Source organism: Enterococcus sp. FSL R5-0957 (genome assembly GCF_038008005.1).
Classification (GTDB): domain Bacteria; phylum Bacillota; class Bacilli; order Lactobacillales; family Enterococcaceae; genus Enterococcus_B; species Enterococcus_B faecium.
Genome location: NZ_JBBOYG010000002.1, coordinates 151,752 through 165,483, shown reverse-complemented (window position 1 = coordinate 165,483; position 13,732 = coordinate 151,752). Strand labels below are relative to the sequence as shown.

Below are 13,732 nucleotides of genomic sequence, written 5' to 3'. Positions count from 1 at the left end.
AAGAGGCTGAGACAATAGTCCATCCTTGAAATGACAAAAGCGGAAACTCAGATTTTTAAATCTGGGATTTTCCGCTTTTTTGAGTTCTTGAAAAAAAAATAAGAGTATAAAGTATGCTCTTTATAAAATTAATTTTCGTGTAAATGATTAAAAAATCTAATAATAAAATTTAAATTCCTATTAAGTTGTAACACATGAAATTACATAAAGTCGTGTGTTTAGAACCTTGTTAAAACAGGGTTCTTTTTTTATTAATCAGACGCAATGGTTACGTTAATAGGAGCATTTAAAGCAACAGTACGAACGTTGCGTTATCGTTGCTTTGTTTAAAAGAAAAGAAATGATACGTTATATCTGAGGAGGTCATTATGGATATTTCTAATAAACTGAAACTAAAAAGAAAAGAATTAAATCTTACACAACAACAAGTCGCAGATAAAGTATTTGTTACAAGGCAAACTATTTCTAAATGGGAATTAGGAAAAAGCCAACCTGATTTGATCAGCCTAAAACTTTTAGATAACCTATTCAACTTATCTGACCTTGAAGATAAAGGAACAAACCATTCGAAAGGAGTTTTTGAAATGAATCAAAAATTGACATTGAAAGATGTTCTTTTCACACTACTATTTGGAGTATTATTTTTACCCGTTCGATTCCTATATACGTTAAATCAACAGCATAAAGGTTCTAAGGTGTTAAAATACCTAGTAAAACCTGCTCTACTTTTACTGTTTTTACTATACGTTGGAACTTTAAACTTAAAAGCGCTTGTTGTTGTTATAGCAGTTACACTATTTTTCTATTATCTTATGACTATTTATTATTCAGAAGATTAACCAGGTTTAAAAAAATTATTTAAGATACATGAAATTAGATAGTTTCATGTATCATAACTATAGATAAAGTGAATGAGAAATGGGGCTATTTAAATGATAAAAATAATTGACAATCAGAAACTCAAATTACATTACAAAGAGGGATTTGGATCATGGACTTATCACCTTAGACTACCAGGAACAGCTGATAATAAAGGGAGATGGGGACATTTAAAAGTATCTGGTACAATTGACGATTTTGAAGTGAAAAACATTTATTTGGCTCCAAGGAAAGATGAAGATAAGATCATCTCAATCAATAAGGAAATTAGAGACGCGATAGGGAAAAGCGGTGGCGATATAGTAACGGTAATGTTATATTTGCATGATTAATTTACTCAATAAATCCAATCTTCTCTTTTTAGATATGAAACTTACGCTATGATGGGCTTAAAGATTTGGGTAAGTTCTATATTTGATAGAATTTATTTTTATATCGCACACGATGTTTTCCGGAATCTCTTGGTGTTAGTATCAAATCTTAGACAGCTTTTCGTAGAGACAAGAATAAATTAAACTTATCTACGAGAGGATGAATTTTTATGACCCGATATGAAGAAAATTTTAAACAAATGATTGTTGAACTGAATCAAACTGGACGTTCTGTTCGAGGGTTAGCGAAAGAATATGGCTTATCTGAAGCAACGATTTACAAATGGAAGAATTTATATTTACCTGATCAGTCCACAGGACTGACTGGAAAAGAAGTAGCTGAACTGAGAAAAGAAAATGCTCGTTTAAATGAGGAACTTGAAATCTTAAAAAAAGCCGCAGCCATATTCTCTCGGAAAACCTAAATTCGCTTGTTCAATTTATTGAAAAATGGTGTAAGGATTACACTGTTTCTTTGTTGTGTCGGTTATTAGAAATCCCTAGAAGTGTCTATTATTTTTATAAGAATAAACCGTTGACAGCTACAGAAATCAGAAATAATAAGTTGAAAAAGAAGATTTCAACAATTTTTTTTACGAATAAACAACGCTATGGTGCCACAAAGATCCATCAAGTTTTATTAAAAGAAGGGATTTCAGTATCTCTTAAACATGTCCAAAAGCTAATGAAACAATTAAATTTAAGGTCGATTGTAGTTAAAAAATATAGACCTCAAAGGTCTAATAAACCGATCATTTCAAAAGAGAATCTCTTAAATCAGGACTTTTCTACTGAAACGATCTGTGAGAAATGGGCAGCTGACATTACGTACATTCCTACTAAGAAAAATGGTTGGTGTTACTTATCTTCAATCATGGATTTACACACGAAAAAAATTATTAGTTATACATTTTCAAAACGAATGACTGTGGATTGTGTCATTCAAACATTGAATAAAGCAAAAATACATTATCACATTCCAGAAGGAATGATTCTACACACTGACTTGGGCAGCCAATACACAGCAAGAGAAGTGGAACAATGGCTTAAAACCAACAAAATAAGGCATTCTTATAGTAGAAAAGGAACACCTTATGATAATGCTGGAATCGAATCTTTCCATGCCTCATTGAAAAAAGAAGAAGTCTACACGACTAGCTACTCAGATTTTGAAGAAGCAAATCGAGCGCTATTTAGCTACATTGAAGGATTTTATAACCGAAATCGAATCCATAGCTCGATTCACTATCTAACCCCACAGGAATTTGAAGAATTAGCAAAAGAAAAAATGGCTTAACCGTCTCTACTAAAATGTGTCCAAGATATTGACTCAAATCCACTCTTATATAAATTAGTTTATACGATTTTATAGACACTCTTTTATTTCTTCAACAAGTACTAAAATAGAGTTATTAATTGGTACATAAACGTCTAGTGAGGGCATGATATTCACCTCTTATCTGTTATAAGTAATAATGAATAGGAGGTGAATAGTGTAAAATGACTCCTATAGAGTGGACTCTGAAAAATAGATCTCTATAAGGTCCATTTTATTTTGTCCCAGCCTCTTTTGTGGTTAAATTTAAGTTAAATCATTTCAAGTAAATCATTCATGGATTCACTCATTGTAGGGTGAGTATAAATACCGTCTCGTAAACTCTTATATGAAATATTTTCATTAATTGCTAATGCAATTAAGTTGATCATTTCGTGAGCTTCGTAGCTGAAGAAGCTTGCGCCTAATATAAGGTCAGTCTCTGGATCAACTAATATTTTCAAAAAGCCGCTTGTTTCACGCAATACTTGAGCTTTAGGAACAGCAGCAACGGGCATCTTAGCAACTTTATAATTTTTACCAGCTTCAGTTGCTTCTTTTTCATTAAAGCCTACCCGTGCAAATGTTGGATCCACAAATGTTGCTGTAGGATAAACACGACGCGTTTCTAAATTATAGTTGGATTCTTCTCCTAGCAATTGAGGCAAAACAATACGGTAGTCATCCAAAGAAATATAAGTGAATTGTGGTCCACCTTTAACGTCGCCCACTGCCCAAATGTGTTCAACAGAAGATTGCAAGTGCTTGTTTACCTTGATTTCTCCACGAGCGCCGAGCGCCACGCCAGCCTTTTCAATATCTAATTTATTTGTGTTAGGAATACGGCCAGTAGCAACTAAAATTTCATTTAATTCAGCAGATTTTTCTTCGCCGTTTTGTTCAAATGTTAAACGTACACCATTATCCGTATCTTGAACACGTTTAGCTTGAGCGTTAAATTCAATAGTTACCCCTAATTCTTCTAATCTTTCCAAAATAGCTGCTGCGTCATCCTTATCTTCACGTGACAATAATGAGTCATTGAATTCATAAACGGTTACTTCAGAACCAAATTCAGCAAAATAAGAAGCGAATTCTAATCCAATTGGACCAGCTCCGATAATACCTAGTTTTTTTGGCAGATTTGTTAGCTCTAAAATTTCTTCACTTGTGTGGATGTGTGAACTGTTTTGCTTGTTTTCAAAATCTGGAATAACAGCCGTAGATCCAGTTCCAATAATGATATTAGCAGCCGTAACTTGTAGCGTTTCTGTATCTGTATCCACTAACAAAGTATGGTCATCTTTGAAGTGAGCAAAACCGTCTAAGACTGTTACGTTATCTAAATCAGCAATTTTATGGTAGTTTTTTTTATTTAATTTGGTTACTAATTCAGTTTTATAGTCCATGGCTTGTTTGAAAAACTGGTTGTTAATCTCAGGATTTCGCTCAATGCCAAATTCTGATAATTTATCAATAATTTTTGCACTATGGGTCAACGATTTAGTCGGTAAGCATCCCACATTAATACAAGTTCCACCATACATTTTAGCTGATTTTTCAATCACAGTGACGGTTTTTCCTTTTTTAGCTAAAGCACCTGCTAATGTTTTTCCTGCTTTACCAAATCCAATAATGGCTACGTCTGTAGTGTACTCATTCATATTTTAGTGCCCCTCTCATTTTGTATTGCATATAATTTTACTTCCATATCTTTTAATGTAATAGTTGCTAGTTTTGCTACTGCATCTTTATTCAGATCATCATAAAGATCATCCATAGCTTCTGACATACCAGACGAAATCATACATTGTTCATTGATATAACCTGAATGCCAAGTATTTTGGATAATTGGGATCTTTATCGCCTCATAAACATTTTTTAAAGTGATAGCTTCTAAATTATCGGTTAGAAAGTATCCGCCATGCACACCTTTTTTTGTTTGAACTAATCCTTTTTTTCGGCATTTTGCCAGAACTCTGCGAACACGAACTGGATTCGTACAAATGTTCTCAGCTAATGCTTCACTGGTAAAAATTGAATTGTTATGACCTAAATAGACCAACCCATGTACTGCAATCGTAAATTCACTCAAAATTATTTACCTTCTTTAAAAAGTAACCTTTAAAGTTACTTTATCTAAATTAAGTATACACCTAAAAGTTATCCAAGTCTACAAAGTCTGTTACTTTTAAGCAATTATTTTAATATCTCCTTAGACGAATTGATTAAAGGAGATGACGATAAGATGAAAAGAGAAGTAACTATTGCTAAGATGAATCAATTAATGTTGGTTATTATAGGATCATTTGTTTTAACCCTCATTACTGCATCCTTATTTAAATACTGGGGCGATTTTTCTTTGATTTTGCCAGTTACTTTTATAGTAATCATGGTCAATGCTGCTATTAAACTTCAAAAGATCCAAGATAAAGAAAATCTAAAAACCTATAAAAAAATCTTAGATTATATGGACAATAGAGAAGTAAGAAATGATCCGAAAACACAAAACAGGAAGAGAATGAACTTAGAAAAATCTAGCTTGGCGATAGTAGGAGCTCTTATTGAGTTTTTCTTAATGTATGGCGTACTGTCGGTTTTCTAAATCATCTTAATACATGAAATTGTATAAAATCATGTATCAAGAATCCTATCCCTATAGGGTTCTTTTTTTTTACTCCCCCTAAACACACGATTTCGTGTTATAATAACTATAATCATGTATTCGAACAGATTAAAAAGGAGGGATTGTCATGGGCTATAATATTCAGCCACTACGGTCGCAACAGGAGATTAATGATTTTTTATTTTGCCTGCGACGGAATAAAAATGCGGAACGTGACGTTTTCTTGTTTCTAATTGGAATTAACAGCGGTCTGCGCATGTCCGACATCGTCAAACTCAAGAAAAAAGACGTGATTACCTCAAAAAACCCGCGCATCGTGGAGCAAAAGACAGGGAAAACACGCATTTTATACTTAAGCAGCTTACAGGACTTGATTCACGGCTATACCGCACCCTTAGATCCGGAGGTTTACTTGTTTCCCAGTACTAAGGGCGGCCATTTAGAAGTCAATACGGTCTACCATATGTTTCAAAAGGTCGCGAAGCTGTTAGGAAGGGACGATATCGGCACCCACACCCTACGAAAAACCTTTGGTTACCACTATTACAAGAAAACCAAAGACGTGGCCACCTTAATGGAAATCTTTGGTCACAGCAGCGAGAAGATTACCAAACGCTACATCGGAATTAATGAAGATGAAATCAGTGAAACGTTATTAAATTTTCGGTTAGGTTTTTGATTGTATTATATAATAGATAAGCACAGTAAGACGGTTATAATCACCCACAGTATTGGACAAATCAACCTTTTTTTGGTATATTATATATACAAATGAGAGCAGGCTCATAGTCAACTTGATATAAATCCGGAACATAAGGGTCCGGCGGGTGGCGAGCACCAAAACTAAACTCGATACAAATCCGGAACGTAAGGGTCCGGCGGGTGGCAAGCACCAAAACTAAACCTGTATAAAAGGCTGCTCTTTTGAGCAGCTTTTTTTATTGGGAAAAAGGAGCATTCTTCGCACGTGGCAAAAAAAGAATACAAACGCATGTCTATAAAAGAGACAACCCAAATTACCAGAAAGTTAAACGCGATTTATAAGGCTGCCCATCTCTTACAAGAACATTTTGTAGATAAAAAAGTATCCTTTGTCGGAGAAGTCTCAACGGTAGCGATTATTTTTTCGACAACTAATTTTATGCACCTCTGTGGCATTGATTATCGCAGAGGCACACACTTGTTTTTTCAAGATGCCTTAGACAGGAAAATAAATTTACAGGATATTCAAATCAAAACGGATGGGACGACCTTTCAGAAATTACAAGTAATAGGTAGCCTTGATTTATTATTGGGGAAGCATATTTCTATTGTTGGCAGAGGTGTTTACTCTTCTCTTCGCTATGATGCAGCTATTCGAACAAGGAAAAAAATATTGGCTCTGTCTTTGAAACAAAACGGATTAATTTATATCCCTATCTCTTTGTTAAACCTATCATCAAAGGAAATTGGACCTGGACAAAAAGTTACTGGCATTTTTAGCGAGGATTTAACATCCGGGGAACTTAAAATGATTATGGAAGTCATCGATTAATCATTAATAGTGATATGCGACGTTATTTTGAAGTAATTATTCTATTTTGGGTTATAAAATAAAGCATTTTAAGACGATTTCAAATCATTCATGTGGGTTATTTATCACGGATGAGCTTGAAATCGTCTTTTATACGTATCAAATTGAAATGTTCGGCATACAATCTATCGTTGTTACTACATTACTAATTGTCACTTGTTAAGGAACTTGGATCCTTTCTAAACATTCCCTAGAGATAAATTTTACTTTATCCCTCCGTTAATATCCAATTTAAGCACCCTTCCGATTCAGGGTTAATTTGCATATCAAGTGCAGCTTGTGTTCTAGTAAGATTAGCCCTTTTAGTCCGGCTGAGTTGACTTATGGATATAAGATATAGTGGAATGGCAACAGTTTTTTTGACAAATTTTATAAGGTGCAGAACTTCTTTCCGTATGCTATTCCGATTGTCCTTGACAATGAGCCTCCTCGGATGTGACGATCTTCGGCAGGAGCTAACAGTTAAAGTTAGACTGCCTCGCTAGCGTTAGCACATCCGAGCTCATTATCAAGGATTCGCTGCGCCAATCTCTGGTTACGGTAACCAACCGGTGTCTCGTAGCCAAGTGTACCGTGCAACCGAAGGTGGTTCCACCAATTGACATAGTCAAATAACTCCAAATCCAATTGTTGTAAGGTTTCAAATGTGTATTGATAGACAAATTCTACTTTCAACGACTTATAAGTTGATTCAGCTACGGCATTATCAAAAGGACAGCCTTTATGACTCAATGATCGATTGATGTCAAAAGTTGTTAATAATTCATCAATAGCTTGGTTATCAAACTCTTTTCCACGATCAGTATGAAAAATCTCAACCTCTGTCAGAGGTTGTTTGATACGGCTAAATGCTTTTTTTACTAGAACGGCATCTTTATGTTCTCCACAAGAATAGCCGAGAATTTCTCGATTGAACAGATCCAAAATGAAACAGACATAATTCCATTTTTTCCCGACTCGTACATAAGTCAAGTCTGTTACGATCGCTTCTAATGGGTTGTCTCTTAAGAATTTACGATTCAATACGTTTGTCGTTTTGGCTTCATTGCAAGTAGAATGATGTACTTTAAAATAAGCAACAGTATAGCTCGATTTTAATCCTCTATTTTTCATGATTCTACTAATTTTTCGTCGGCTGATCTGAATGCCTCGTTTTGATAAGGCTTTTTTTATTTTTCTTGAGCCGTAGGCCTTTCGGCTGCGGATAAATTCTTCAGCGACTACTTCTTCAAGTTCTGATTCGTCTTTCTTTGGTTTTGATTGATAATAATAGGACTGACGTGATAGACCTAATATTCTGCACATCGCTGATATAGGGTAAAGATGCTTATTCGCATCGATTACTTGTCTCTTCGTCCGAATATCAGCGCTGCTTGCTTTAAAATATCATTTTCCATTTCTAATTGCTGGTTTCTTTTACGTAGTTCTAACAATTCTTTTTGTTCAGGCGTAAGATTATCTTTTTCTTTGAATGAACCACTCGTTTTAGATTGCTTTACCCATTTGTCAAATGCTGAAGCCGTTAGTTCATATTCTCGAATGATTTCTACACGTGGCTTTCCAGCTAAGTAAAGATTGACGATTTGTTGCTTGAATTCTTGTGAAAAAGTTCTTCGTGTTCTCTTAGACATAAAAATTCCTCCTGGTATGTTTTCTTCTAGTCTACACACCTTAATTTTTCTGTCTAGTTAATTGTAGCCTATCCAGCTTTCTTATTTAGCTGTTTGTATAGCTTTTATGGATATCGTTTAATTGATATATATCAGCGTTCTGCAATTTCAGAATCAATTGCGTTGACGATTATACCAGTTGTCTTGTATTACACGTATAATCTTCTTTATGAAAGAAAGAACTGTGTGATTCCTTTAGCTATCAGTATGAGTTTGCTCATCTATACCCATGTTCTCTCCACTTTTATGAGTGTGATTGTTATTGGCTTCTTGTTTATCGGCTCTCTTTTCTCTAAGCGAAAAGAGAAAAAAGAAATGTCGGATCTGATATTAAATATGATAAAAGCTGTTGGTTGGACCATTCTTTTACCGGCTTACGTTTGGTATCCGATGTTACAACAAGTCCTACATCAAAAAATTAATCGTCCTTTTCGCACAACTCTTCAAGAAAGGGCATTGAATATTTCTGATAGTTTAATCGGTGCAGTAAATAATGATTTAGTTACGTTTACAATGGGAACAATTGGTGTGGTTTCATTGATTCTTCCACTTTTCTTTTTAAAAAAATTTACCAATAAAGAAAAGATTATTTATTCTTGTGCAGTGACCACTTGGTTTTTATCAACTAATCTTTTTCCATGGGAAATTTTACAAAAAACACCTATTCAAATCATTCAATTTCCGTGGAGAATCTTGGGTTTTCAAGTGCTTTTTGGTTCATTAATCTTAACCATAGTGTTTTTAAAGTGGAAAACAAGCAACAAAAAAAGTATGTGGAGCCTTGTAGGAATAGTTCTTATTATTTTTACTGTGACTGCAGCAACAGAAGCAAATTATTCGCATAAAATTCAGTCGTATAAAGGTCGTTTAGTTATGACCAAAAAAGATGTTACACGTTATACATCCTCAAGAACTGGAGGCCTATATGACTATGCACCATTAGATGCATTGAAATATAAAGATCATTTAAAGAAACATGAAGTAAAAGTTGGTGATCGATGGGAGAATGCATCTCATAAAGCATATAATTCCAAAATAGTCTATACAGTAGAAGATGCCGATGAGCAAAATATCACATTACCTGTATTCAATTATTGGGGAACAGTTGTGAAAGTAAATGGGAAAAAGAGCACTATAGAAAATGACAATGGTTTAGTGTCTATTAAAGGTACGGGAAAAAGAACTATAGTTGAGGTTTCATCTACGTATCCAACTACGATGATTCTATCTTTATTAATTAGTTCAATAACTTTTATATTCTTATTTACACGTTATTTAATAAGATGCTGCGGTTAAATGAAAATAGATTAGATAGATATTATAAATATGTTGATTCTATTTTCATAGCAATGGAGAAAATACATTAGCAATATATAAAAGAAGGTATCAAGAGTCACAGTGAATTTATTCCGAAAAGTGAAAAGAGCAAATTTAATTTTACAATTCGCGTATTCAAAAAAATAGCACAATGGCAAAGATCATAAGAGAGATCATAAACCCCAATGAATGACTAAAAAGAAAAGCAGAATCACATGCCATATCATCCCATATTTCTTCAAGAAAATAAATAAGCGGGAAAAAGGGAAGGAATAGTAGAACATCGATCCAGCACCATTTTTTTCTTCTTTTGAAATAACATAAAACAATAAACATGAACGTGCAGGGAAGTAAAAACAAAGCTTTACTCATAACTAACAAAATACCAGCTCCTTTTATTTTTTTCTCCCCCACATTCAAAGAGTCACAATGGTATGTACTTAATAATAGAAAAATGGATCAACTTGTATGAATATCAGCTGAAAAGATCTGCACCAAATGAAAAACTTCCAGCCAAAACTGACTGGAAGTTTATTTTTTTCTGAAATATTCTAACACAAATATGAAAAAGATGGCCTAAGCTAATAAGCCGATTTCGTAGCAAAACAATGAGATACCAGATTCGTAATAATAAAATCCTCTAATCTTATGGATAAAATAGATCATCGGACAAGCAGATAAGAGTAAGTATTTATTAGGCCTTTTGAATAAGTAAAAGAAAGCACTGGTCATTATGATAAATGGTATCCAAAACAAAAGTTTACTTAAGACAATCAAATGATCAACTCCCATATTTTTTACCAAGAGAGATCATAACATCTTTATCGTAAAAACAAAATATTTTTTTGCTCATTTTGAAAATTTAAACATACTCGTTCTTATCCAAATATATAAAAATCGCCCCTCATCCATCGAGAGGCGATAAGGGCTCTATACTTTTTGATGTTGGTGGATGACACCAGCATCTTTTTTATTTTCCAAAACATATAGAAAAGACACCTTGAAATCCTTTAGAATTAATTTGGCGAACCAACCCAAAAGGAGGAATCAAGATGTCTTACACTCACCTTATCAAAGAAACATTAGATATTCTAGACTTATCAGTTACTTTTAACGAAAATTGTCTCACAAAAGAAAAATACAAAGGGCAAATCTGTCATATTTATCGTGGAAACTTGATTTATACAGCCCAAGAATGCATCCACTGTAAACACCAGATTGCTTCAGATATTGTGCGTTGGGGTACAACAACCGTCCGGTTGTTAATGAACGATGTTTCTGAATACCGTACCTACCTCGAATTGAAAAAGCAACGCTTCAAATGCAAAGCTTGTCAGCGGACCTTTGTCGCAGATACTTCTGTTGCGAAAAAACACTGTTTCATCAGTGAGAAAGTCCGCTGGTCTGTCGTGACTCGTCTGAAAAAAAATACCTCAATGACAGAGATCGCCGCTCAGAAAAATCTATCGGTCTCTTCTGTTTACCGTATTATGAAGCGATTTTATCGTCCGTTGAATCCTTTTCGGACACCGTTACCTAAGGTACTTTGTTTTGATGAATTCAAATCAGTTCGGGGTGTTTCAGGTGCTATGAGTTTCATCATGATGGATGGACAAACACAGCGCTTATTGGACATTGTCGAGAACCGACAACTGCCTTTTTTAAAACGTTATTTTAGTCATTTTTCACGAGAAATTCGTGAAGCGGTCGAATGGATCGTGATTGATATGTACGCTCCTTATGTATCGCTCGTTAAAAAGCTGTTTCCAAAAGCACAGCTGATTATTGACCGGTTTCACATCGTCCAACATATTGGTCGTACCTTTCGCAATCATCGAATCAAAGAAACGAACCAACTATTAAAAAGCAAAGAACAAAAACACTATCAATTAGGTAAGCAATTAAAAAGATACTGGAAACTTCTTCAAAAAGATGAACGCAAGCTTGATTATACTCGACGCCTTTGGCGACCTGGCTTCAAAGCTCATTTAACAGAGACCGATATTGTGGATCGCTTACTGAAAGGGAGCCCTGCTTTGCGTGTAGGCTATCAGTTATATCAAGACTTTCTTTACGCTGTAAAGGAACGAGACTACGTATCGTTTGAAGAACTACTTACCAATAATATCATGCTTCCCGAAGGCTATCAGACGACCTTGAGAACGTTCCAGAAATTTCTGCCACAAATCAAAAATGCTTTACAACAAAGTTATTCAAATGGCCCACTTGAATGTCTGAACAACCATATCAAAGTGTTAAAACGAAATGCATATGGCTTTCGTAGCTTTTATAATTTCAAATTGCGCATCATGATTCGTCATGGCAACGCATTGATTTTCAACTAAAAAAGATCAAGAGGAACTGATCCACTTGATCTCCAATTATTCTAAGATTTCTCTTTACCAACATCATTTGACAAAGAGCCGCGATAAGTTCTAATTTAACTCAATTTTTTTTGTTTCTTTTGGCTGATGAGCTGTTTTAGGCAATACTAATTTCAGCACACCGTTTTTAAAGGTTCCAGTGATTTTTTCTTCATCAACATTAGGAAGATAGAATGAACGTTTGTAAGAGACCGAATGTCTTTCTTTCCGTACATAGTTGCCATCTTCTTTATCTTCTGTATGGGACTCATGATTGGCGGAGATCGTCAAAGTATTATCTGAATATTCAACTGTCGTGTCTTCTTTGTCATAGCCAGGCATATCAGCAGTTAGTTTGTATTCTTTTTCATTTTCGACTAAATCCACTTTTGGATAACTTGAAACACCTAAAAAATCATTGAATGCTGGACTAAACACGTCATTGAAATCAGGGAACATGTCGCGAATGCTAGGTACATTTGCCATTTTTAATCATCCTTTCAATAAGTATTTTTTATTAATAAAGTTAAAATAAAGTTAATGCAATAGCATCTAAAGTTTTCATTAGAATTCTCCTTTCTTAAATGATAAAAAAATTATATATCAAAAAGAGAAACATTGCTTATATAACGCTCAGGAATTTTAGCAATCTATGCAAAAAGATGAAAATTTTTTTTGCTCTTCCATTAGTACACATTTTTTAGCTGAAGCTGTAAATTTCATGTCTTAATTTTTTTAGTGAGCTTTTATACTGGATTTGTAAGAAAAAAGAAGGAGAGGATCACATATGTCGGATTGGTTGGATATTGCAGGTGGATTTGAGTCAATATCTTGGACACATTTTAGTAGAGACGGTTAAGCCATTTTTTCTTTTGCTAATTCTTCAAATTCCTGTGGGGTTAGATAGTGAATCGAGCTATGGATTCGATTTCGGTTATAAAATCCTTCAATGTAGCTAAATAGCGCTCGATTTGCTTCTTCAAAATCTGAGTAGCTAGTCGTGTAGACTTCTTCTTTTTTCAATGAGGCATGGAAAGATTCGATTCCAGCATTATCATAAGGTGTTCCTTTTCTACTATAAGAATGCCTTATTTTGTTGGTTTTAAGCCATTGTTCCACTTCTCTTGCTGTGTATTGGCTGCCCAAGTCAGTGTGTAGAATCATTCCTTCTGGAATGTGATAATGTATTTTTGCTTTATTCAATGTTTGAATGACACAATCCACAGTCATTCGTTTTGAAAATGTATAACTAATAATTTTTTTCGTGTGTAAATCCATGATTGAAGATAAGTAACACCAACCATTTTTCTTAGTAGGAATGTACGTAATGTCAGCTGCCCATTTCTCACAGATCGTTTCAGTAGAAAAGTCCTGATTTAAGAGATTCTCTTTTGAAATGATCGGTTTATTAGACCTTTGAGGTCTATATTTTTTAACTACAATCGACCTTAAATTTAATTGTTTCATTAGCTTTTGGACATGTTTAAGAGATACTGAAATCCCTTCTTTTAATAAAACTTGATGGATCTTTGTGGCACCATAGCGTTGTTTATTCGTAAAAAAAATTGTTGAAATCTTCTTTTTCAACTTATTATTTCTGATTTCTGTAGCTGTCAAC

14 protein-coding genes and 1 pseudogene are annotated in these 13,732 nt (G+C 34.2%); 8 read left to right on the top strand and 7 right to left on the bottom strand.

Features of this window, described 5'->3' with window-relative positions; all coding sequences use genetic code 11:
• The first annotated feature begins 368 nt into the window (after nucleotides 1-368).
• From MKX69_RS13355 to MKX69_RS13345, 3 genes are all read left to right on the top strand, one after another.
• A complete protein-coding gene (locus MKX69_RS13355; protein WP_058128857.1) occupies nucleotides 369-839 on the top strand; it encodes a helix-turn-helix transcriptional regulator in 471 nt (156 codons plus the stop codon).
• Nucleotides 840-932: 93 nt separating this feature from the next.
• On the top strand, nucleotides 933-1,211 hold the full coding sequence (locus MKX69_RS13350; RefSeq protein WP_005875075.1) for a DUF1905 domain-containing protein: 279 nt from the start codon (nucleotides 933-935) through the stop codon (nucleotides 1,209-1,211).
• Nucleotides 1,212-1,420: 209 nt separating this feature from the next.
• Nucleotides 1,421-2,547, top strand: a protein-coding gene (locus MKX69_RS13345) for an IS3 family transposase (RefSeq protein ID WP_094850654.1) whose coding sequence is annotated in 2 segments (ribosomal slippage) — nucleotides 1,421-1,649 and nucleotides 1,649-2,547 — 1,128 coding nt in all. Because the reading frame shifts where the segments join, the coding sequence is not laid out codon by codon here.
• Between the two features lie 290 nt (nucleotides 2,548-2,837).
• Here MKX69_RS13345 and MKX69_RS13340 read toward each other — a convergent pair.
• Both MKX69_RS13340 and MKX69_RS13335 read right to left on the bottom strand, forming a co-directional pair.
• On the bottom strand, nucleotides 2,838-4,229 hold the full coding sequence (locus tag MKX69_RS13340) for a dihydrolipoyl dehydrogenase family protein (protein WP_195193726.1): 1,392 nt from the start codon (nucleotides 4,227-4,229) through the stop codon (nucleotides 2,838-2,840).
• Nucleotides 4,226-4,660: an RrF2 family transcriptional regulator gene (locus MKX69_RS13335; protein ID WP_341010570.1), complete on the bottom strand. Its 435-nt coding sequence runs from the start codon at nucleotides 4,658-4,660 to the stop codon at nucleotides 4,226-4,228. Before MKX69_RS13335 ends, MKX69_RS13340 begins: the two co-directional genes overlap by 4 nt.
• A 153-nt stretch (nucleotides 4,661-4,813) precedes the next feature.
• Here MKX69_RS13335 and MKX69_RS13330 point away from each other — a divergent pair, with 153 nt between their 5' ends.
• From MKX69_RS13330 to MKX69_RS13320, 3 genes are all read left to right on the top strand, one after another.
• Nucleotides 4,814-5,170: a hypothetical protein gene (locus MKX69_RS13330; protein ID WP_021150714.1), complete on the top strand. Its 357-nt coding sequence runs from the start codon at nucleotides 4,814-4,816 to the stop codon at nucleotides 5,168-5,170.
• Between the two features lie 148 nt (nucleotides 5,171-5,318).
• Nucleotides 5,319-5,870 carry a tyrosine-type recombinase/integrase gene (locus MKX69_RS13325; protein WP_058128861.1) on the top strand — a complete coding sequence of 184 codons (552 nt, stop codon included), beginning with the start codon at nucleotides 5,319-5,321 and terminating at the stop codon, nucleotides 5,868-5,870.
• 312 nt (nucleotides 5,871-6,182) lie between these two features.
• Nucleotides 6,183-6,725, top strand: a complete 543-nt coding sequence (locus MKX69_RS13320) for a PBECR4 domain-containing protein (protein ID WP_058128862.1) — start codon at nucleotides 6,183-6,185, stop codon at nucleotides 6,723-6,725.
• 507 nt (nucleotides 6,726-7,232) lie between these two features.
• On the opposite strand, the gene MKX69_RS13315 is transcribed toward MKX69_RS13320, so the two are convergent.
• Nucleotides 7,233-8,395, bottom strand: a protein-coding gene (locus MKX69_RS13315; protein WP_086956687.1) for an IS3 family transposase whose coding sequence is annotated in 2 segments (ribosomal slippage) — nucleotides 7,233-8,119 and nucleotides 8,119-8,395 — 1,164 coding nt in all. Because the reading frame shifts where the segments join, the coding sequence is not laid out codon by codon here.
• Nucleotides 8,396-8,470: 75 nt separating this feature from the next.
• Here MKX69_RS13315 and MKX69_RS13310 point away from each other — a divergent pair.
• Nucleotides 8,471-9,730, top strand: a pseudogene (locus tag MKX69_RS13310) (hypothetical protein); the annotation flags it as partial.
• A 156-nt stretch (nucleotides 9,731-9,886) separates the two neighbouring features.
• On the opposite strand, the gene MKX69_RS13305 reads toward MKX69_RS13310, so the two are convergent.
• Nucleotides 9,887-10,165, bottom strand: a complete 279-nt coding sequence (locus MKX69_RS13305) for a hypothetical protein (protein WP_324248934.1) — start codon at nucleotides 10,163-10,165, stop codon at nucleotides 9,887-9,889.
• Between the two features lie 162 nt (nucleotides 10,166-10,327).
• Complete coding sequence (locus MKX69_RS13300; RefSeq protein ID WP_341009246.1) at nucleotides 10,328-10,543, bottom strand: hypothetical protein; 216 nt, start codon at nucleotides 10,541-10,543, stop codon at nucleotides 10,328-10,330.
• A 260-nt stretch (nucleotides 10,544-10,803) separates the two neighbouring features.
• Between MKX69_RS13300 and MKX69_RS13295 the strand changes: the two genes are divergently transcribed.
• A complete protein-coding gene (locus tag MKX69_RS13295; RefSeq protein WP_000122610.1) occupies nucleotides 10,804-12,096 on the top strand; it encodes an ISL3-like element IS1251 family transposase in 1,293 nt (430 codons plus the stop codon).
• A 90-nt stretch (nucleotides 12,097-12,186) separates the two neighbouring features.
• Here MKX69_RS13295 and MKX69_RS13290 read toward each other — a convergent pair whose 3' ends face one another.
• Nucleotides 12,187-12,600 (bottom strand): Hsp20/alpha crystallin family protein, encoded by a 414-nt coding sequence (locus tag MKX69_RS13290; RefSeq protein WP_002292906.1) that lies wholly within the window; start codon nucleotides 12,598-12,600, stop codon nucleotides 12,187-12,189.
• 369 nt (nucleotides 12,601-12,969) lie between these two features.
• Nucleotides 12,970-13,731: an IS3 family transposase gene (locus MKX69_RS13285; RefSeq protein ID WP_002352394.1), complete on the bottom strand. Its 762-nt coding sequence runs from the start codon at nucleotides 13,729-13,731 to the stop codon at nucleotides 12,970-12,972.
• Nucleotide 13,732: the final 1 nt, after the last annotated feature.

Bases quoted from the DNA above. Each gene is read 5' to 3' on its own strand.
- MKX69_RS13290 (WP_002292906.1), bottom strand. From the start codon at position 12,600: ATGGCAAATGTACCTAGCATTCGCGACATGTTCCCTGATTTCAATGAC.
- MKX69_RS13340 (WP_195193726.1), bottom strand. From the start codon at position 4,229: ATGAATGAGTACACTACAGACGTAGCCATTATTGGATTTGGTAAAGCA.
- MKX69_RS13330 (WP_021150714.1), top strand. From the start codon at position 4,814: ATGAAAAGAGAAGTAACTATTGCTAAGATGAATCAATTAATGTTGGTT.
- MKX69_RS13350 (WP_005875075.1), top strand. From the start codon at position 933: ATGATAAAAATAATTGACAATCAGAAACTCAAATTACATTACAAAGAG.
- MKX69_RS13355 (WP_058128857.1), top strand. From the start codon at position 369: ATGGATATTTCTAATAAACTGAAACTAAAAAGAAAAGAATTAAATCTT.
- MKX69_RS13325 (WP_058128861.1), top strand. From the start codon at position 5,319: ATGGGCTATAATATTCAGCCACTACGGTCGCAACAGGAGATTAATGAT.
- MKX69_RS13295 (WP_000122610.1), top strand. From the start codon at position 10,804: ATGTCTTACACTCACCTTATCAAAGAAACATTAGATATTCTAGACTTA.
- MKX69_RS13300 (WP_341009246.1), bottom strand. From the start codon at position 10,543: ATGGGAGTTGATCATTTGATTGTCTTAAGTAAACTTTTGTTTTGGATA.
- MKX69_RS13320 (WP_058128862.1), top strand. From the start codon at position 6,183: ATGTCTATAAAAGAGACAACCCAAATTACCAGAAAGTTAAACGCGATT.